The organism is Pseudomonas sp. Bout1, assembly GCF_034314165.1.
In the GTDB taxonomy this organism is placed as follows: domain Bacteria; phylum Pseudomonadota; class Gammaproteobacteria; order Pseudomonadales; family Pseudomonadaceae; genus Aquipseudomonas.
This window is the reverse complement of sequence record NZ_JAVIWK010000001.1, coordinates 6,463,643-6,481,188: the sequence shown is the minus strand read 5'-3', so window position 1 is coordinate 6,481,188 and position 17,546 is coordinate 6,463,643. Positions and strand designations below refer to the sequence as shown.

Sequence of the window (17,546 nt, the reverse complement as noted above, 5' to 3'; positions counted from 1 at the left end):
TCACGGCTTGATCGGGGCTTTTTTTGGCTGGGATTTGTGGGGTCGCAACTAGCCTCATCGCAGGCAAGCCAGCTCCCACCTTTGAAGGTGTTCACAAATCAGAATGTGGGAGCTGGCTTGCCTGCGATAGCGGTCTACCTCTGCAACACCAATATCCTGGACAGCAGTTCATCCCGGTCGATGTAGCAGCCCTGGAAATGCCGCGCGCCGGATGCCGGGTCAAACGCATTACGCGCATGCAACGTGCGGCGGTTATCGAAACACCACAGCTCGCCCGGATTCAGCCGTTTGACCAACCGAAAGCGCGCTTCCCGGGTCATTGCGATAAACCGGCGATAGGCGCGATACAGCAACGGCATCTGCGCGGCTGGCGCCTCGAACGGCCCGCGCAGAAAGTTGGCCATGCGAATCTCGGCGACGTCACCCAAGGCATCCAGCGCGATGATCGGCGCCAGCCGGCGATAGTCGCTGTGACGGTCCTTGTTGCGAAACTCCACTGGGATCTCGCACAACGCGCGAAAGGCTTCCGGGTCTTCGTCCCGCAGCGCCCGCGCAATGGCAAAACCATCGACAAAAATACTCTCGCCACCGTCGGCGTCGTTCACCAGGCAGTGCAGGAATTGCAGCCCGGGTTGCAGCTCTCGCGTCGGCAAATCACTGTGCAGCGGCAAGTTGAATGCCGTGTAGGCGTTGCTGTCGGCATCGGCCTTGGATTGCACGTTGAACAGCACGCCGAAATTGCTCTCGCGGATAAACGAAATGCGCTTGGCGATCAACGCCAGCGAGCCGGGTTCGGTGGGCACGCCACGCACTTGGGTGAGGCCGCTGTCACGCAACGCCAGCAACCATTGCAGCAGCGCTTTCGGGTCTTCCATCAGTGCTGCGTAGTCAAAGACGGGCAGCTCGAAAGTACGGTCCCACAGCCGCGATTTTGGCTTGGCGGCTCGGCGTTCGGCGCGGGATTCATCGTCGTAGGCGTGTGCCCGCAGCCAGCCGGGATCGTATCGGCTGCGATGCCCACCACGCCATTCCACCGTCAGCAAACCCTGCTCAATGCGGGCGCTGACCGCCGTGAGGTTTTCGTCCACGTCGACGATTTCCAGCACCTGTTCACGGGTCACGCTGTAGACGCAGGCAGGGCAGGGGCAGTTGTCCCGCAGCCATTGGTGATGAAACGGGCTGACCCGCCCGTCGGCCCATTCCACGTTGAGGTGATCGCTGTGCACCTGCACATCGGCAAGGTCGCTGATCAGCGGGTACGTACGGAAGTCGGCAACAGCGGCGGCGGTTTGCATGGCGATTCCTTATTTTTGGGGTGGCAGTCCAATCACGCGGCCGAGCAGGGCGGGCCTGGGCAGGTCGATCTGTTCGGCGCTGATGCTTGCGAGCTTGCCCAGCACCGCCTCGCTGAACGGTGCCGAATGCGGCCCGGCAAGGTCGACGTGCAGCAGCATCTGTTCGTTGCCGGCCAGCTCCTTTTCGTCGCCCACCAGATGCAGGCTGTGATAGAGGTGCAGGCGCTTGCGGTCGTGGGCGATCAGTTGGGTGTGCACCTCGACGTCGGCGCCCAGCTTCACTTCGTGCAGGTAGTTGAGGTGCAGTTCGAGGGTGAACAGCGAGTTGCCGCTGGCTTCGCGGTTTTCGCTGTCCAGGCCCAGGGTGTCCATCAGTGCATCGGTGGCGTAGCTGAAGATCAGCAGGTAGAACGCATCGCGCAGGTGGCCGTTGTAGTCGACCCACTCGGGGAGGATCTTGGTGGTGTAGGTGGTGAGTGCGGGCATGTCATGAGTTCCGGGTATGTACTCGGTCAAATGTGGGAGCTGGCTTGCCTGCGATGGCAGCGCTGAATTCAACATCGCCATCGCAGGCAAGCCAGCTCCTACAGAGAATCAACAGCGGTTATTCGGCGAAGGTCATGCCGTGTTTTTCCTTGGTGGTCTTCACCGCCTCCAGCACCGCCAACAGGCAATCATCACGATAGCGCTCCAGCGCCGAAATGCTGTGTGTGCCCAACTGCTCGCTGGTGCCATCCACCACATCGTCAATCAACTTGTCGGTCAGTTCCGGTGCCGGCAAATAAGTCCACGGCAACTGCAAGGCCGGGCCGAATTGCGCCATGAAGTGGCGCATCCCGGCATCGCCGCCTGCCAAGGTATAGGTCAGGAACGTGCCCATGAATGACCAGCGCAAACCCGCGCCAAAGCGAATCGCGTCATCGATCTCGCCGGTGGTTGCCACACCGTCGTTCACCAGGTGCAACGCCTCGCGCCACAAGGCTTCCAGCAAACGGTCAGCGATAAACCCTGGCACTTCCTTGCGCACATGCAGCGGACGCATGCCGAGGGACTCGTACACCTTGATTGCCGCCTGAATCGCTTCTGGCGCAGTGTTTTTACCGCCCACCACTTCCACCAATGGCAACAGGTAAACCGGGTTGAACGGGTGGCCCACCACGCAGCGTTCCGGGTGGGTGGAACCTTCGTAAAACTCGCTCGGCAACAGCCCCGAGGTGCTGGAACCAATCAACGCATTCGGCTTGGCCGCCGCGCTGATTTTGCTGTGCAATTCCAGTTTCAGCTCCAGGCGTTCCGGGGCGCTTTCCTGGATGAAGTCGGCGTCTTTCACGCACTCTTCAATGGTGGCCACAAAGCGCAGGCGGTCTTGCGAGGCACCCGGTGCCAGGCCTTGTTTTTCCAGGGCGCCCCAAGCATTCGCGACACGTTTGCGCAGCGCCGCTTCGGCGCCGGGGGCCGGGTCCCATGCCACCACGTCCAGGCCGTGGGCCAGGGCGCGGGACACCCAACCGCTGCCGATAACACCGCTGCCCAGCGCTGCGAAGGTTTTGATTTCAGTGATAAAGCTCATGGCAAATTCCTAAAGAGTTCGGTGATCAATGTGGGAGCTGGCTTGCCTGCGATAGCGGTGTGTCAGCCGCTGTATTCGGTGCAGGTGTACCGCAATCGCGGGCAAGCCCGGCTCCCACAAGGTTCGGTGATGCTCGCAACCGTCAGCCGCGCTTGGTCAGGCCCATTTTCACGCGGCCTTCGGCCGGGGTCATGACCCGCGCACCCAGGCGGCTGAGGATCTCGCTGGCGCGTTCCACCAGTTGGCCGTTGGTGGCGAGCACGCCCTTGTCCAGCCACAGATTGTCTTCCAGGCCGACCCGCACGTTGCCGCCCAGCAGCACCGCTTGCGCGGCCATCGGCATTTGCATGCGACCAATCCCGAAGCCGGCCCACACCGCGTCTGCCGGCAGGTTGTCGACCATCGCCTTCATGGTGGTGGTGTCGGCCGGTGCGCCCCACGGGATGCCCAGGCACAGCTGGAACAGCGGGTTGTCGAGCAAGCCTTCCTTGATCATCTGCTTGGCGAACCACAGGTGGCCGGTGTCGAAAATTTCCAGTTCGGCTTTGACGCCCAACTCCTGAATCCGCTTGGCGCCCGCGCGCAGCTGGGCCGGGGTGGAGACGTAGATGGTGTCGCCATCGCCGAAGTTCAGGGTGCCGCAATCGAGGGTGCAGATTTCCGGCAGCAGCGCTTCCACGTGGGCCAGGCGAGTCAGCGGGCCGACCAGGTCGGTGTTGGGACCGAACTCCATCGGGTTCTCGCCTCCACCAATTTCCAGGTCGCCGCCCATGCCGGCGGTGAGGTTGACGATGATGTCGATGTCCGCCTCGCGAATGCGCTCCATCACTTCGCGGTACAGCGCCACGTCGCGGCTGAACTTGCCGGTTTCGGGGTCACGCACGTGGCAATGCACCACGGTGGCGCCGGCCTTGGCCGCTTCCACCGCCGCAGCAGCGATTTGTTTGGGAGTGACCGGCACGTGAGGGCTTCTGGCGGTCGTGTCGCCAGCACCGGTAAGTGCGCAGGTGATGATGACGTCGTGGTTCATGAGACAGGTTCCTTACAGGCGTGATTTTCAGGCGTAGTCATACCGTTCGCAGCCGGGAGTGGCTGCGAAACGGTGATTCAAAAAGAGCTTATTTGCTGGTCAATTGCAGGTTCGCGGCGGCGGGCTTGCCGTCGAAGGTGGTCACGCCTTCGAGCCAGCGCTGCTGGTCTTGCGGGTGGTCCTTGAGCCATTGCTTGGCCGACTCCAATGCGTCCTTGTGATCCAGCAGCGGCTGCATCATTCGGCTCTCATCAGCGGCGGTGAAGGTCAGGTTGTTGAGCAGTTTGTGCACGTTGGGGCATTGCTCGGCGTAGGTCGGTGCGGTGACGGACCACACGGTGGCCATGCCTTCATTCGGGCCCAGCGCATCATCGCTGCCGGTGAGGTAAGTCATCGCCACGTTGACGTTCATCGGGTGCGGCGCCCAGCCGAAGAACACCACGGCTTCCTTGCGGCGCACCGCGCGGTCCACGGCGGCGAGCATGCCGGCCTCGCTGGATTCCACCAGTTGGAACTTGCCGAGGCCAAACTGGTTCTTGGCGATCATCGCCTTGATCTGGGTGTTGGCGCCCGAGCCGGGCTCGATCCCGTAGATCTTGCCGCCCAGTTCTTTTTCAAACTTGGCGATATCAGCGAAAGTCTTCAGGCCTTTGTCAGCCAGGTAAGTCGGCACTGCCAATGTCGCGCGGGCGTCTTCCAGCGATGGCTTGTCGAGCACCTTGACCTGCTTGGCGTCGACAAACGGGGTGATGGTCTGGGTCATCAGCGGGTTCCAGTAGCCCAGGAACATGTCCAGGCGCTGGTCGCGGATCCCGGCGAAGATGATTTGTTGGGACGCGCTAGTCTGTTTGGTCTTGTAGCCGAGGCCGTCGAGCAATACTTGGGTCATGGCGCTGGTGGCGATTACGTCGGTCCAGTTCACCACGCCCATACGCACGTTCTGGCAAGAAGCCGCATCGGCTGCCATCACGTTGGTGCTCAAAATGGCGCTGGCGCTGAGTGCGAGCACGCAGCGGCTGATCAGTCGGTTCATGGTGGTTCCCTCGGCAGGTTGTTATTGTGGGTTCCGGCGTCTTTGTGCACCGTGCAGACACGTTACGCAGCTTGAAGGGCGATAAAACGCACGGCGGCGACCCGCTCTTGCACTGCAGCGACCTGCCCCCTTGAATGACCGATTGAACTGGCGTATCACAGTGACCACGCTGCCCGTCCTACGAGAGCGCTCCATGTCCCAGGATTTCTACTTTCTGCTGATGCCGGGCTTCTCCGCCATCGGCTTTATCTCGGCGATCGAACCGCTGCGGGTTGCCAATCGCTTTCGTGGCGAGTTGTATCGCTGGCACGTGTTGAGTGCCGACGGCGGCGCGGTACTGGCGAGCAACGGCATGTCGGTCAACGCCGACGCGGCGCTGGAGCCATTGAAGAAGGGCGCGACCTTATTGGTGATAGCCGGCTTCGAACCGCTGAAGTTCGCAACGCCCACACTCGAACACTGGCTGCGCCGCCTCGACCATGACGGCGTGACCCTGGGCGCCATCGATACCGGCGCTTGCGTGCTCGCCGAAGCAGGCCTGCTCGACGGCCACCGCCTGACCTTGCACTGGGAAGCCATCGACGCCTTCAAGGAATCTTATCCACAGCTGACGGTGACTCAAGAGCTGTTCGAGATCGACCGCCGGCGCATCACCTCGGCGGGCGGCACCGCGTCCATCGACCTGATGCTCGACCTGATCAGCCAGGCCCACGGGCCGGAGTTGGCGATTCAGGTGTCCGAACAGTTTGTGCTCGGCCGCATCCGCCCGCGCAAAGACCACCAGCGCATGCAGATCGCCACACGCTACGGCATCAACAACAAAAAGTTGGTGCAGGTGATTGGCGAGATGGAACAGCACACCGAACCGCCGTTGAGCACGCTGGCGCTGGCGGAGGCGATCAGGGTCACGCGGCGGCAGTTGGAGCGCTTGTTTCGGCTGCACCTGAACGATACACCGAGCAATTTCTACCTGGGCTTGCGTCTGGAGAAAGCCCGGCAGTTACTGCGCCAGAGTGATTTGAGCGTGCTGGAGGTGAGTATCGCGTGCGGGTTTGAGTCGCCGTCGTATTTCACCCGCAGTTACCGGGCAAGGTTCGCCAAGTGCCCAAGGGAAGATCGGCGCCGGGAAGCGGTATGAACACCGCTCTTGAGAACAGCGAAGATTAAATGTGGGAGCTGGCTTGCCTGCGATAGCGGTGTTTCAGTGCCAGATGTACTGGCTGATACACCGCTATCGCAGGCAAGCCAGCTCCCACAGTAGATATGGGGTGTGGCTTATTTCTTCAGCAGGGCTGAACACGCGGCCTTGTAAGCCTCATGCTGATACTTGTTCAGCGTCGCAGGCAACGCAAAGTCGTGTTTCTTGTTCTGCGCATTGATGGTCTGCGGCGACAGCAGCGTCACTTCAACACCCTCCAGCAACTGAAACACACCTTCAATCTTGAACGTAGTCGGGCCACCGGCGAATTCGCCTTTCTTGCTGCGCTTCTTGATGGCGACGTGAGTGATGGAGTTTTCACGCACGAACGCGCTGACCTGAGCGGCGAAGGCCTTGACGTTGGCCGCCTCATCATCGTCTTCAAGGGAGATTTTCTTGGTGGCCAGAGCGACGTGGCCCAATGCTTGAGCGTCGAGCGAGGCGACAGCAATAATGGCTTCACTGCCTTTGATTTCGATGCCGCAGATAGTCATGAATAGCCTTGTTTCAGAGGGAAAAGGGGTGGATTGTGGCTTATTCCTGCCCAATCGACTCTAAAAACTCCGACCGTTCATCACTCATTCGCGCCAGGCAGTCGTTTTGCTGGATCGCATATTCCTTGCTTCCCGCCACTGCCGGGAAGGTATCCACGGCGCAATCGGCGTCCCGCAGCTTTTCCCACTTCTGCTGGGCATCCTTCAGACGAGCGGTAATGTCTGCCAGCTGCGTCTTGTTGCTGCCATAGGTCGAACCCATGCGTTCCAGCAGCCCCTGGTAGTTATCCTTGAGCAGTTGCTCGGCGGTGGTTTTGTTGTAGCTGGCGCATTCCAGGGTTTGCTTGTCGTTCTCGATGCCATCGCAAGGCGTGTTGTCGGTGTCTTCAGCCGCGTGCACGCCGGTTGCGATGAGTGCCAAAGCCAGGAAAATCGATTTCATTGCGCCGTCTCATATCAGTTGATCAGCAAATTCTGGCTCAAGCGTAAGACAAATAACAGACGCCCGTCAGAGATGTCATGTTGGCCTTTGTCGTGGATTGACGCTTTCGGCAATTCCCTTGTCGTTTTTGCACCCGGCTCCTTCCGTCCCGGGGCATATGCTGGCCCCAAAGCGCCGGCAGACGATTCGGCGCATGAATCGCCAATAAGGGGACGCCTGATGAGCCCAGCCGAATTGCACGCCGACAGCATCGTTATCGACGGGCTGATCATTGCCAAGTGGAACCGCGACCTGTTCGAAGACATGCGCAAGGGTGGCCTCACCGCTGCCAACTGCACCGTGTCGGTATGGGAAGGGTTCCAGGCCACCATTAACAACATCGTGGCCAGCCAGACCCTGATCCGCGAGAACAGCGACCTGGTGATCCCGGTGAAAACCACCGCCGATATCCGCAAAGCCAAGGAACAGGGCAAGACCGGCATCATCTTCGGCTTCCAGAACGCCCATGCGTTTGAAGACCAGCTTGGCTATGTCGAGATCTTCAAGCAGCTCGGGGTGGGCGTGGTGCAGATGTGCTACAACACCCAGAACCTGGTGGGCACCGGTTGCTACGAACGTGATGGCGGCCTGTCGGGCTTCGGTCGCGAGATCGTCGCCGAGATGAACCGCGTCGGCATCATGTGCGACCTGTCCCACGTGGGTTCCAAGACCTCAGAAGAAGTCATCCTGGAATCGAAAAAACCGGTGTGCTACTCCCACTGTCTGCCGTCGGGCCTTAAAGAACACCCGCGCAACAAGTCCGATGAAGAACTGAAGTTCATCGCCGACCACGGCGGCTTTGTCGGCGTGACCATGTTCGCGCCGTTCCTGGCCAAGGGCATCGACTCCACCATCGATGACTACGCCGAAGCTATCGAATACACCATGAACATCGTCGGCGAAGACGCCATCGGCATCGGCACCGACTTTACCCAGGGCCATGGCCAGGATTTCTTTGAAATGCTGACCCACGACAAGGGCTACGCCCGCCGCCTGACCAGCTTCGGCAAGATCATCAACCCGCTGGGCATCCGCACCGTGGGCGAGTTCCCCAACCTCACCGAGACCCTGCTCAAGCGCGGCCATCCTGAGCGCGTGGTGCGCAAGATCATGGGCGAGAACTGGGTCAACGTCCTGAAGGACGTCTGGGGCGAATAAGCCAACCGCTAAACAATGATGCCCCGTAGCAGCTGTCGAGCCCCAGCGAGGCTGCGTCAGGCGCGACTCGGTTCCAGATCAGCGGCGCGCCCGACGCAGCCTCGCTGGGGCTCGACAGCTGCTACCGGGCCAACAACACAACGAATTTTCCGGAGTTAAGTTTCCATGGCCAAGATCGCCCCGCAATTGCCTATCGAAGTCGACAGCGAAACCGGTGTCTGGACCTCCGACGCCCTGCCGATGCTGTACGTGCCGCGCCATTTCTTCGTCAACAACCACATGGGTATCGAAGAAGTCCTGGGCAGCGAGGCCTACGCCGAAATCCTCTACAAGGCCGGCTATAAATCCGCCTGGCACTGGTGTGAAAAAGAAGCGGAATGTCATGGGCTGGAAGGCGTCGCGGTGTTCGAACACTATATGAAGCGCCTGTCGCAGCGTGGCTGGGGCCTGTTCAAGATCCAGGACATCGACCTCGACAAAGGCACCGCCAGCGTCAAGCTCGAACACTCGGCATTCGTCTACGTGTACGGCAAGGTCGGGCGCAAGGTCGACTACATGTTCACCGGCTGGTTTGCCGGCGCGCTGGACCAGATCCTCGAAGCCCGCGGCAGCAAGCTGCGCACGGTGGCCGAGCAAGTCTACGGCGGCTCCGAAGAGGGCCACGACGACGGCCTGTTCACCGTCAAGCCGTTGTAAGTCGAGGACCCTGCCATGGCTTTCGAAGCAATGTTTGCGCCGATCCAGATCGGCAAACTGACCATCCGCAACCGCGTGCTCAGTACCGCCCACGCCGAGGTGTATGCCACCGACGGCGGCATGACCACCGACCGCTATGTGAAGTATTACGAAGAGAAAGCCAAGGGCGGGATCGGCCTGGCGATCTGCGGCGGTTCTTCCAGTGTGGCTATCGACAGCCCGCAAGGCTGGTGGAAGTCGGTGAACCTGGCGGATGACCGGATCATCCCGCACTTTCAGAACCTGGCCGATGCCATGCACAAGCATGGTGCCAAGATCATGATCCAGATTACCCACATGGGCCGTCGCTCGCGCTGGGATGGCGAGCATTGGCCTACGTTGCTGTCGCCCTCGGGCATCCGTGAGCCGGTGCACCGTGCCACCTGCAAGACCATTGAGCCGGAAGAAATCTGGCGGGTGATCGGCAACTACGCCAGCGCTGCGGCACGCGCCAAGGCCGGTGGCCTGGACGGTGTGGAACTGTCGGCGGTGCACCAGCACATGATCGACCAGTTCTGGAGCCCACGGGTTAACAAACGTACCGACGAATGGGGCGGCAGCTTCGAAAACCGCATGCGTTTCGGCCTTGAGGTGTTGAAGGCGGTACGCAAGGAAGTCGGCCCGGATTTCTGCGTCGGCATCCGTTTGTGCGGCGATGAATTCCACCCGGACGGCCTGTCCCACGAGGACATGAAACAGATCGCCAAGTACTACGATGACACCGGCATGCTCGACTTCATCGGCGTGGTCGGCTCGGGGTGCGACACTCACAACACCCTGGCCAACGTTATTCCGAACATGAGTTATCCACCGGAGCCGTTCCTGCATTTGGCGGCCGGTATCAAGGAAGTGGTCAAGGCCCCGGTGCTGCACGCGCAGAACATCAAGGACCCGAACCAGGCCACGCGCATCCTGGAGGGCGGCTACGTGGACATGGTCGGCATGACCCGCGCCCACATCGCCGACCCGCACCTGATCGCCAAGATCAAGATGGGCCAGATCGACCAGATCAAACAGTGCGTCGGCGCCAACTACTGCATCGACCGCCAGTACCAAGGGCTGGACGTGCTGTGCATCCAGAACGCCGCCACGTCCCGCGAATACATGGGCGTGCCGCACATCATCGAGAAGTCCACCGGGCCCAAGCGCAAAGTTGTGGTGGTGGGTGCCGGCCCGGCCGGGATGGAAGCGGCGCGGGTTGCCGCAGAACGTGGCCACGACGTGACGCTGTTCGAGAAAAAAGAATTTATCGGCGGGCAAATCACTACCGCGTCGAAAGCCCCGCAGCGTGACCAGATTGCCGGTATCACTCGCTGGTTCCAGCTGGAACTGGCACGCCTGAACGTCGACCTGCGCCTGGGCGTGGCGGCAGACGCGGCGACCATCCTCGACCTGCGCCCGGACGTGGTGGTGCTGGCGGTGGGCGGTCATCCGTTCCTGGAACAGAACGAACACTGGGGCGCGGCAGAAGGCCTGGTGGTCAGCAGTTGGGACGTGCTCGACGGCAAAGTAGCGCCGGGCAAAAACGTACTGGTGTACGACACCATCTGCGAATTCACCGGCATGTCGGTGGCGGACTTCCTGGCAGACAAGGGCAGCCAGGTCGAGATCGTCACCGACGACATCAAGCCTGGCGTGGCCATCGGCGGTACGTCGTTCCCGACTTACTACCGCAGCATGTACCCCAAGGAAGTGATCATGACCGGCGACATGATGCTGGAAAAGGTCTACCGCGAAGGCGACAAGCTGGTGGCGGTGCTGGAGAACGAATACACCGGAGCCAAAGAGGAACGGGTGGTGGACCAGGTGGTGGTCGAGAACGGCGTGCGCCCGGACGAAGAGATCTACTACGGGCTCAAGGAAGGTTCGCGCAACAAGGGCCAGATGGACATTGAAGCCCTGTTCGCGATCAAGCCGCAGCCGTGCCTGAGCGAACCGGGTGAAGGGTACTTGCTGTTCCGCATTGGTGACTGTGTGGCCCAGCGTAATACCCACGCCGCCATCTACGACGCCCTGCGCCTGTGCAAGGATTTCTGACCCGACACTGAACCAATGTGGAAACCGATCAATGTGGGAGCCGGCTTTCTGTGGGAGCCGGGCTTGCCCGCGATGCAGGCACCTCGGTGTGTCAGTTACACCGAGGTGATGCCATCGCAGGCAAGCCAGCTCCCACATTGATCCGGTTCCCATGTAAGACCTGTGTGGTCTTTGGGAGCTTCACCATGCTGAACACCCTTCTTCCCATCCTGCTGTTTGCCGCCCTGGGCCTTGCGGTCCTCGGCGCCTTGCGCCGGGTGAACATGTGGCGCCGTGGCCGTGCTTCCAAGGTCGACCTGCTTGGCGGCCTGTTGGCCATGCCCAAGCGCTACATGGTCGACCTGCACCATGTGGTCGCCCGTGACAAATACATCGCCAACACCCACGTCGCCACCGCGCTGGGCTTTGTGCTCTCGGCGCTGCTGGCGATTCTGGTGCACGGTTTCGGCCTGCATAACCGCATCCTCGGCTACGCCTTGCTGCTGGCCTCGGTGCTGATGTTTGTCGGCGCCACGTTCGTCTACCTGCGCCGTCGCAACCCACCTGCGCGCCTGTCAAAAGGCCCGTGGATGCGCCTGCCGAAAAGCCTGATGGCGTTTTCGGTGAGCTTCTTCCTGGTGACCTTGCCGGTGGCCGGGATTCTGCCGGCGGACTTCGGTGGCTGGCTGCTCGCCGCCTTGCTCGGCCTGGGCGTGTTGTGGGGCGTGTCCGAAATGTTCTTCGGCATGACCTGGGGCGGCCCGATGAAACACGCCTTTGCCGGCGCCTTGCACCTGGCCTGGCACCGCCGCGCCGAGCGCTTCGGCGGTGGCCGTTCCACCGGCCTCAAACCCCTGGACCTGGCTGACAAAACCGCACCCTTGGGCGTGGAAAAACCGGTGGACTTCACCTGGAACCAACTGCTCGGCTTCGACGCCTGCGTGCAATGCGGCAAGTGCGAAGCAGCGTGCCCGGCGTTCGCCGCCGGCCAGCCGCTGAACCCGAAAAAACTGATCCAGGACATGGTGGTCGGCCTGGCCGGTGGCACCGACGCCAAGTTCGCCGGCAGCCCTTACCCTGGCAAAGCCATTGGCGAACACAGCGGCAACCCGCACCAGCCGATCGTCAACGGCCTGGTAGACCCTGAAACCCTGTGGTCCTGCACCACCTGTCGCGCCTGTGTGGAAGAGTGCCCGATGATGATCGAGCACGTGGACGCCATCGTCGACATGCGCCGCCACCTCACGCTGGAAAAAGGCGCAACCCCGAACAAGGGTGCCGAAGTCCTGGAAAACCTGATCGCCACCGACAACCCGGGCGGCTTTGCGCCGGGCGGGCGGATGAACTGGGCAGCGGACTTGAGCCTGCCGTTGCTCAGTGACAAAAAAACCGTGGATGTGCTGTTCTGGGTCGGCGACGGCGCGTTCGACATGCGCAACCAACGCACCCTGCGCTCGTTCGTCAAAGTGCTGAAAGCGGCGAAGGTCGACTTCGCCGTATTGGGCCTGGAAGAGCGCGACAGCGGCGACGTGGCCCGGCGCCTGGGGGATGAAGCGACTTTCCAGATGCTCGCTTCACGCAATATCCAGACCCTGGCCAAATACCGCTTCAAGCGCATCGTCACCTGCGACCCCCACAGTTTCCACGTGCTGAAAAACGAATACGGCGCCTTCGGTGGCGACTACCTCGTGCAGCACCACAGCACCTACATGGCCGAGCTGATCGACGCCGGCGCCCTGAACCTGGGCCAGCACAAAGGCAACAGCGTGACCTATCACGACCCGTGCTACCTGGGCCGCTACAACGGCGAGTACGAGGCACCACGCCAAGTGCTGCGGGCGCTGGGCATCGAGGTCAAGGAAATGCAACGCTCGGGCTTTCGCTCACGCTGCTGCGGCGGCGGTGGCGGCGCGCCGATTACCGACATTCCCGGCAAGCAGCGGATCCCCGACATGCGCATGGAAGACATCCGCGAGACCGGCGCCGAGCTGGTGGCCGTGGGTTGCCCACAGTGCACGGCGATGCTGGAAGGCGTGGTCGAACCGCGCCCATTGATCAAAGACATTGCCGAGCTGGTGGCTGACGCCTTGCTCGAAGACGCCACTCCGGCCAAAACCGTGAAACGCGAACCTGCGAAGGTGCATTGATGAGCGACATTACTCGCCGCGACCCGCGGGCCGAATGGATCGCCCGTAACCGCCTGCACCCGCTGCACGCGGCGATGCAGCCGGTGCAACAGAGCTGGATGGGGCCTAACGGTGTTATCCGCAAGAACGTGCACGGTGTCGGTTTTATCGGCCCCAATGGCATCAAGCGAATTGACCGCAGCGGCGCGCAGCAGGGCGGTGCGGCCAAGCGTTCGGCGGCGGTGCAAGTGCAATTGCCGCTGCATCAGGTACCGGCGCCCGCGTTCTACATCAACGTAGTACCGGACATGGTCGGCGGGCGCCTGAGCAGCCACGACCGCGACTTGCTCGGCCTGGCCCGGCAATTGGCCGGCAACGACGGTGCGGTACTCGCCGTGGTGTTCGGCGAGCACAAGGAAAACGCCTTCGCCACCGCCGGTGTGGACCGGTTGCTGGTGCTGGACGGTCACGAATTCGGCGGTTATTCCCCGGAGCAACGGGTTCACGGTCTGCGGGCTGTGGATAACCAGTTCAACCCACGCCATTGGTTGCTGCCGGACAGCCGCAGCGGTGGCGGCGAATTGGGCCGGCGCTTTGCCGCGAGCCTCAAGGAGCGCCCGGCCACGCGGGTCTGGCAGATCAAGGGCCAGGAATGTATTGGCCGCGCAGGTGCCGGCCAGGAAGACCTCGCCCGGCCATTGCCACGGATGATTCTGGCGGCGGTGGAATGCGCCGAGCCCGTCAGCGAAACCCGCCATGAAGTGCTGCCGGTGGAGTTATCCACAGGCCTGGCGCGCAGCTTGCCGCGCATTGAGGATTTGGGCGCGGTGGCGGTGGACCCGGCGGCGATTCCCATGGCCGAGGCCGAGTTTATTTTCTCGGGCGGCAACGGCGTCAAGGACTGGGCACTGTTCCACCAGACCGCTGCTGCGTTGGGCGCTACAGAAGGCGCCTCGCGGGTGGCGGTGGACGACGGCTTCATGGCCCGTGACCGTCAGGTGGGCGCCAGCGGCACCTGGGTCACCGCACGGGTTTATGTGGCGGTGGGGATTTCCGGGGCGATCCAGCACCTGCAAGGCATTGGTGCCTGCGACAAGGTGGTGGCGATCAACCTCGACCCGGGCTGCGACATGATCAAGCGTGCCGACCTGTCGGTGATCGGCGAAAGTGCCGCGATTCTGCAAGCCTTGATCGTTGCGGTCGAGGCCTACCGCCACGGCGCCAAGCGCGATGCGGCTTAAGGAAATGGCCATGACCACGACGAATGTAATCAGCCTGGTGTCCATCGGCGCCCACCCGACTTCGGGCCGCCCACGCCGCGCCGAGCAGGACGCACGTGCAGTTGAGCTGGGCCTGCAGCTCGCTGGGGACAGCCTGCAAGTGCTGCATGCCGGCGACATTGCCGAACCCACCTTGCGCGCTTACCTGGGCATGGGCTTGCCCCAGCTTCATGTGCTTGAACAGCCAGCGGGCGCGGATGCCTTGCCGGTGCTCAGTGACTACCTGCGGGACGCTGGCGCCCAAGTGGTGCTCACCGGCAGCCAGGCGGAAACCGGCGAAGGCTCGGGGATGTTGCCGTTCCTGCTGGCCGAGCAACTGGGCTGGCCGCTGATCGTTGGCCTGGCCCAGGTGGAGTCCATCGAAGGCGGCGTGGCCCATGTGCTGCAAGCGCTGCCACGTGGGCAGCGACGGCGCCTGAAGGTGCGCCTGCCATTCCTGGCCACGGTGGATAACGCGGCGCCCAAGCCAAGGCAAAGCGCCTACGGCCCGGCCCAGCGCGGGGTGCTGGAAGCCCACGACGTTGAGGTGCTGGAGGATGAGTTATTCACAGGCGCTGTGTTGCAGCCGGCCAAGCCACGGCCCAAGCGCCTCAAGGTGATCAAGGCCAAGAGCGGCGCGGATCGGATGAAGGCCGCAACGGCCAAGGCCAGCGGTGGCGGTGGGCAGGTGCTCAAGGGTGTGAGCCCGGAAGACGGCGCCCAAGCCATTCTCAAGCTGCTCATAGAAGAAGGTGTAGTGCGCTGATCCACTGTGGGAGCGGGCTTGCCCGCGATGAGGCCATCACAAGCGACATCCCTGTTGGCTGATACACCGCCATCGCGGGCAAGCCCGGCTCCTACAGGGTTTTGTGGCGTTTGCGAGTTTACCCACAATCCCTGTTAACCCACCTGTGGATAACCTGTTCGCGGCTGTCCACAGCCCATGCAAATCAAGCCCTGCAGCGCGCTGTACGAAAAACAACCAACCTAACTGGCGGTTTTTCCTTGGGTTTTTCTGTGGATAAGGAAATTGCCCGGCGCAAACTTGCCCCCAAAGTCTGTTGGTGCTTCTGTGGATAAGATGTTCGCTATCCGCTGTGGGCCATATAAAACGTGGTCTTCAGCGTATTGGTTAAAACGTGATCAATCTCGGCTTTTCAGCTTGTTTTCACGCTCAAGGCCGCGATTTTGCTCAGTTTCAGGCGGTTTTCCACAGACAGCTCAAAGTTGCCCCCAAAGTCTGTTGGCGCTTCTGTGGATAAGGTGTTTGCGTTCCTCTGTAGGCCATATAGAACGTGGCCTTCAGGCGTTAGATCAAAAAACGATCAATGTGCAATAAAACCCGTCTCTTTGAATAAGTCACGGATTTTCTTGGTTTTATTTCAGAACGAAAGCGCAGTTGCCCACAATTGCTGTGGGTGGCTCTGTGGATAAGTTGTTGGGCAATGGCTGGAAGTAAGGCGGGCAGCGGTCTGTCAGGGTGTTGGATGAATTTTGTACAGTCACAAACCCGTGTGGGAGCCGGGCTTGCCCGCGATGACGGAGTAACAGCCAACAGAGGGGTTGAATGTTAAATCGCTATCGCGGGCAAGCCCGGCTCCCACATTTTGCTCGGCGGCGTGTCAGCCGGTTACTCGTGTACGGCGACGCCTTTGAGGTACGGCGCCGGCGCCGCCCCCAAGTTACTTAGCATCCGCTCGCTGTACCAGTCCACAAAGTTCACTACGCCAAACTCATAGGTTTGGGAGTACGGCCCTGGCTGATACGCGGTGGAGTTGATGCCGCGTTGGTTCTCTTCGGCCAGGCGACGGTCCTGGTCATTGGTGGCGTCCCACACTTTGCGCATGCGCTCGACGTCGTAGTCCACACCTTCCACGGCGTCCTTGTGCACGATCCACTTGGTGGTGACCATGGTTTCCTGGGCGCTGATCGGCCATACGGTGAACACGATGATGTGATCGCCCATGCAGTGGTTCCACGAGTGCGGCAGGTGCAGGATGCGCATCGAGCCCAGGTCGGGGTTCTTGATGCGGCCCATCAGCTTGTTGCAGCCTTGCTTGCCGTCGAGGGTCATCGACACGGTGCCCTTGAGCAACGGCATGCGCACGATGCGGTTGCGCAGGCCGAAGCTGGCGTGGGCGTAAGGAATCTTCTCGGCGTCCCACGCGGCGGCGGAAGCGGCCACGTGGTCCTTGAAGGCCTGGTCGGCGCGCGGGTCGGTGACGTCGTCCCATTCCAGCAGGGTTTTCAGCAGTTCCGGGTGCGACGCGTTGCAGTGGTAGCACTCACGGTTGTTTTCCAGCACCAGCTTCCAGTTGGCTTTTTCAAACAAGGTGGTGCTGATCGCCACCTTGGTGTTCTCCATGTCGTACGGTTCCATGTAGTGGCTCAGGGTCGACAGGAAGTCGTCAATGGCCGGCGGGTTCTGTGAAAGGCTGATAAAAATGTAGCCGCCAGCGGTCTTCACGTTCACCGGCTTGAGGCCGTACTGCTTCATGTCGAAGTCGGCGCCCATCTCGGTGCCGGCGAACAGCAGGCGGCCGTCGAGTTCATACGTCCACTGGTGGTAATGGCACACCAGCTTGGCGACCTTGCCCTTGTCGCTGGTGCACAAGCGCGAACCGCGGTGGCGGCACACGTTATGGAACGCGTGCACCACGCCATCGGCGCCACGGATCACGATGATCGGGTTCTTGCCCACTTGCAGGGTGATGTAGTTGCCCTTGGTGGGGATCTCGCACGTCATGCCGGCGATCAACCACTCTTTCTGGAAAATTTCCTGCATGTCGATATCGAACAGCCGCTCATCAGAGTAAAACGGCTGCGGCAGCGAAAACGTACGCTCGCGCTCTTGCAGCATTTGCGCGGTGGCCTTGCGTGCGGGTTCCAGCGGATCGCCCAAGCTTAAGGTTGCGGTGACGTCCATCGTGTGTGTCCTCATGGCCATTCTGTGTGGCCGGCGAATAGTGGCTACGGTTGGTGCTATGCAAGGCGTAAAGAAAGCGTCTTTATGTGAAGCGAGTGTGGGGCCGGCGCAGGCCGGAACCTTATCCATGAGCGACATGGCCCACTCTGTTCCCGACGCGCAACCCCCGTGGTATGGGGGCTGGTCGCGATAAGTATGTGAATGTCGCAGATAGGTAAATGGCAG

Annotated in this window: 15 protein-coding genes; 7 read left to right on the top strand and 8 right to left on the bottom strand. The window is 61.4% G+C overall.

Annotation, left to right across the window (positions count from 1 at the left end; genetic code table 11):
- Positions 1–134 precede the first annotated feature (134 nt).
- From RGV33_RS30070 to RGV33_RS30050, 5 genes are all read right to left on the bottom strand, one after another.
- Positions 135–1,295 (bottom strand): gamma-butyrobetaine dioxygenase, encoded by a 1,161-nt coding sequence (locus tag RGV33_RS30070; RefSeq protein ID WP_322148036.1) that lies wholly within the window; start codon positions 1,293–1,295, stop codon positions 135–137.
- 9 nt (positions 1,296–1,304) lie between these two features.
- Positions 1,305–1,781 carry a thioesterase family protein gene (locus tag RGV33_RS30065; RefSeq protein WP_322148035.1) on the bottom strand — a complete coding sequence of 159 codons (477 nt, stop codon included), beginning with the start codon at positions 1,779–1,781 and terminating at the stop codon, positions 1,305–1,307.
- A gap of 118 nt (positions 1,782–1,899) precedes the next feature.
- The gene (locus RGV33_RS30060) at positions 1,900–2,865 is read right to left on the bottom strand and encodes an L-carnitine dehydrogenase (protein ID WP_322148034.1); all 966 of its coding nucleotides are present in this window, start codon (positions 2,863–2,865) and stop codon (positions 1,900–1,902) included.
- A 142-nt stretch (positions 2,866–3,007) separates the two neighbouring features.
- Complete coding sequence (locus RGV33_RS30055) at positions 3,008–3,895, bottom strand: 3-keto-5-aminohexanoate cleavage protein (RefSeq protein WP_322148033.1); 888 nt, start codon at positions 3,893–3,895, stop codon at positions 3,008–3,010.
- An 88-nt stretch (positions 3,896–3,983) separates the two neighbouring features.
- Complete coding sequence (locus RGV33_RS30050; RefSeq protein WP_322148032.1) at positions 3,984–4,928, bottom strand: choline ABC transporter substrate-binding protein; 945 nt, start codon at positions 4,926–4,928, stop codon at positions 3,984–3,986.
- Positions 4,929–5,121: 193 nt separating this feature from the next.
- On the opposite strand from RGV33_RS30050, the gene RGV33_RS30045 reads away from it, so the two are divergent.
- A complete protein-coding gene (locus tag RGV33_RS30045) occupies positions 5,122–6,066 on the top strand; it encodes a GlxA family transcriptional regulator (RefSeq protein ID WP_322148031.1) in 945 nt (314 codons plus the stop codon).
- Positions 6,067–6,203: 137 nt separating this feature from the next.
- Here RGV33_RS30045 and RGV33_RS30040 read toward each other — a convergent pair whose 3' ends face one another.
- Together RGV33_RS30040 and RGV33_RS30035 are read right to left on the bottom strand one after the other, a co-directional pair.
- Positions 6,204–6,620 (bottom strand): DUF3010 family protein, encoded by a 417-nt coding sequence (locus tag RGV33_RS30040; RefSeq protein ID WP_322148030.1) that lies wholly within the window; start codon positions 6,618–6,620, stop codon positions 6,204–6,206.
- A gap of 40 nt (positions 6,621–6,660) precedes the next feature.
- A complete protein-coding gene (locus RGV33_RS30035; protein ID WP_322148029.1) occupies positions 6,661–7,062 on the bottom strand; it encodes a lysozyme inhibitor LprI family protein in 402 nt (133 codons plus the stop codon).
- 219 nt (positions 7,063–7,281) lie between these two features.
- Here RGV33_RS30035 and RGV33_RS30030 point away from each other — a divergent pair, with 219 nt between their 5' ends.
- The 6 genes from RGV33_RS30030 (at position 7,282) to RGV33_RS30005 (ending at position 15,161) form a co-directional block, all read left to right on the top strand.
- Positions 7,282–8,259 carry a dipeptidase gene (locus RGV33_RS30030; protein ID WP_010207105.1) on the top strand — a complete coding sequence of 326 codons (978 nt, stop codon included), beginning with the start codon at positions 7,282–7,284 and terminating at the stop codon, positions 8,257–8,259.
- Between the two features lie 165 nt (positions 8,260–8,424).
- Positions 8,425–8,955 (top strand): 4-vinyl reductase, encoded by a 531-nt coding sequence (locus tag RGV33_RS30025; protein WP_322148026.1) that lies wholly within the window; start codon positions 8,425–8,427, stop codon positions 8,953–8,955.
- Between the two features lie 15 nt (positions 8,956–8,970).
- Complete coding sequence (gene dgcA, locus RGV33_RS30020; RefSeq protein ID WP_177087071.1) at positions 8,971–11,031, top strand: dimethylglycine demethylation protein DgcA; 2,061 nt, start codon at positions 8,971–8,973, stop codon at positions 11,029–11,031.
- Between the two features lie 185 nt (positions 11,032–11,216).
- Positions 11,217–13,157 carry a dimethylglycine demethylation protein DgcB gene (dgcB, locus tag RGV33_RS30015; protein WP_322148025.1) on the top strand — a complete coding sequence of 647 codons (1,941 nt, stop codon included), beginning with the start codon at positions 11,217–11,219 and terminating at the stop codon, positions 13,155–13,157.
- A complete protein-coding gene (locus RGV33_RS30010) occupies positions 13,157–14,377 on the top strand; it encodes an electron transfer flavoprotein subunit alpha/FixB family protein (protein WP_322148024.1) in 1,221 nt (406 codons plus the stop codon). The genes dgcB and RGV33_RS30010 overlap by 1 nt, the downstream gene beginning before the upstream one ends.
- A gap of 10 nt (positions 14,378–14,387) precedes the next feature.
- Positions 14,388–15,161, top strand: coding sequence for an electron transfer flavoprotein subunit beta (locus tag RGV33_RS30005; protein ID WP_322148023.1), 774 nt, complete (start codon positions 14,388–14,390; stop codon positions 15,159–15,161).
- Between the two features lie 864 nt (positions 15,162–16,025).
- On the opposite strand, the gene gbcA is transcribed toward RGV33_RS30005, so the two are convergent.
- Entirely contained in the window at positions 16,026–17,321 is a 1,296-nt protein-coding gene (gene gbcA, locus RGV33_RS30000; protein WP_322148022.1) for a glycine-betaine demethylase subunit GbcA, read from the bottom strand.
- Positions 17,322–17,546: the final 225 nt, after the last annotated feature.

Coding starts and splice junctions, on each gene's coding strand:
- RGV33_RS30005 (WP_322148023.1), top strand. CDS start 14,388: ATGACCACGACGAATGTAATCAGCCTGGTGTCCATCGGCGCCCACCCG.
- RGV33_RS30025 (WP_322148026.1), top strand. CDS start 8,425: ATGGCCAAGATCGCCCCGCAATTGCCTATCGAAGTCGACAGCGAAACC.
- RGV33_RS30035 (WP_322148029.1), bottom strand. CDS start 7,062: ATGAAATCGATTTTCCTGGCTTTGGCACTCATCGCAACCGGCGTGCAC.
- RGV33_RS30030 (WP_010207105.1), top strand. CDS start 7,282: ATGAGCCCAGCCGAATTGCACGCCGACAGCATCGTTATCGACGGGCTG.
- RGV33_RS30060 (WP_322148034.1), bottom strand. CDS start 2,865: ATGAGCTTTATCACTGAAATCAAAACCTTCGCAGCGCTGGGCAGCGGT.
- RGV33_RS30055 (WP_322148033.1), bottom strand. CDS start 3,895: ATGAACCACGACGTCATCATCACCTGCGCACTTACCGGTGCTGGCGAC.
- RGV33_RS30070 (WP_322148036.1), bottom strand. CDS start 1,295: ATGCAAACCGCCGCCGCTGTTGCCGACTTCCGTACGTACCCGCTGATC.
- RGV33_RS30045 (WP_322148031.1), top strand. CDS start 5,122: ATGTCCCAGGATTTCTACTTTCTGCTGATGCCGGGCTTCTCCGCCATC.
- RGV33_RS30050 (WP_322148032.1), bottom strand. CDS start 4,928: ATGAACCGACTGATCAGCCGCTGCGTGCTCGCACTCAGCGCCAGCGCC.
- dgcB (WP_322148025.1), top strand. CDS start 11,217: ATGCTGAACACCCTTCTTCCCATCCTGCTGTTTGCCGCCCTGGGCCTT.
- gbcA (WP_322148022.1), bottom strand. CDS start 17,321: ATGGACGTCACCGCAACCTTAAGCTTGGGCGATCCGCTGGAACCCGCA.
- RGV33_RS30010 (WP_322148024.1), top strand. CDS start 13,157: ATGAGCGACATTACTCGCCGCGACCCGCGGGCCGAATGGATCGCCCGT.
- dgcA (WP_177087071.1), top strand. CDS start 8,971: ATGGCTTTCGAAGCAATGTTTGCGCCGATCCAGATCGGCAAACTGACC.
- RGV33_RS30065 (WP_322148035.1), bottom strand. CDS start 1,781: ATGCCCGCACTCACCACCTACACCACCAAGATCCTCCCCGAGTGGGTC.
- RGV33_RS30040 (WP_322148030.1), bottom strand. CDS start 6,620: ATGACTATCTGCGGCATCGAAATCAAAGGCAGTGAAGCCATTATTGCT.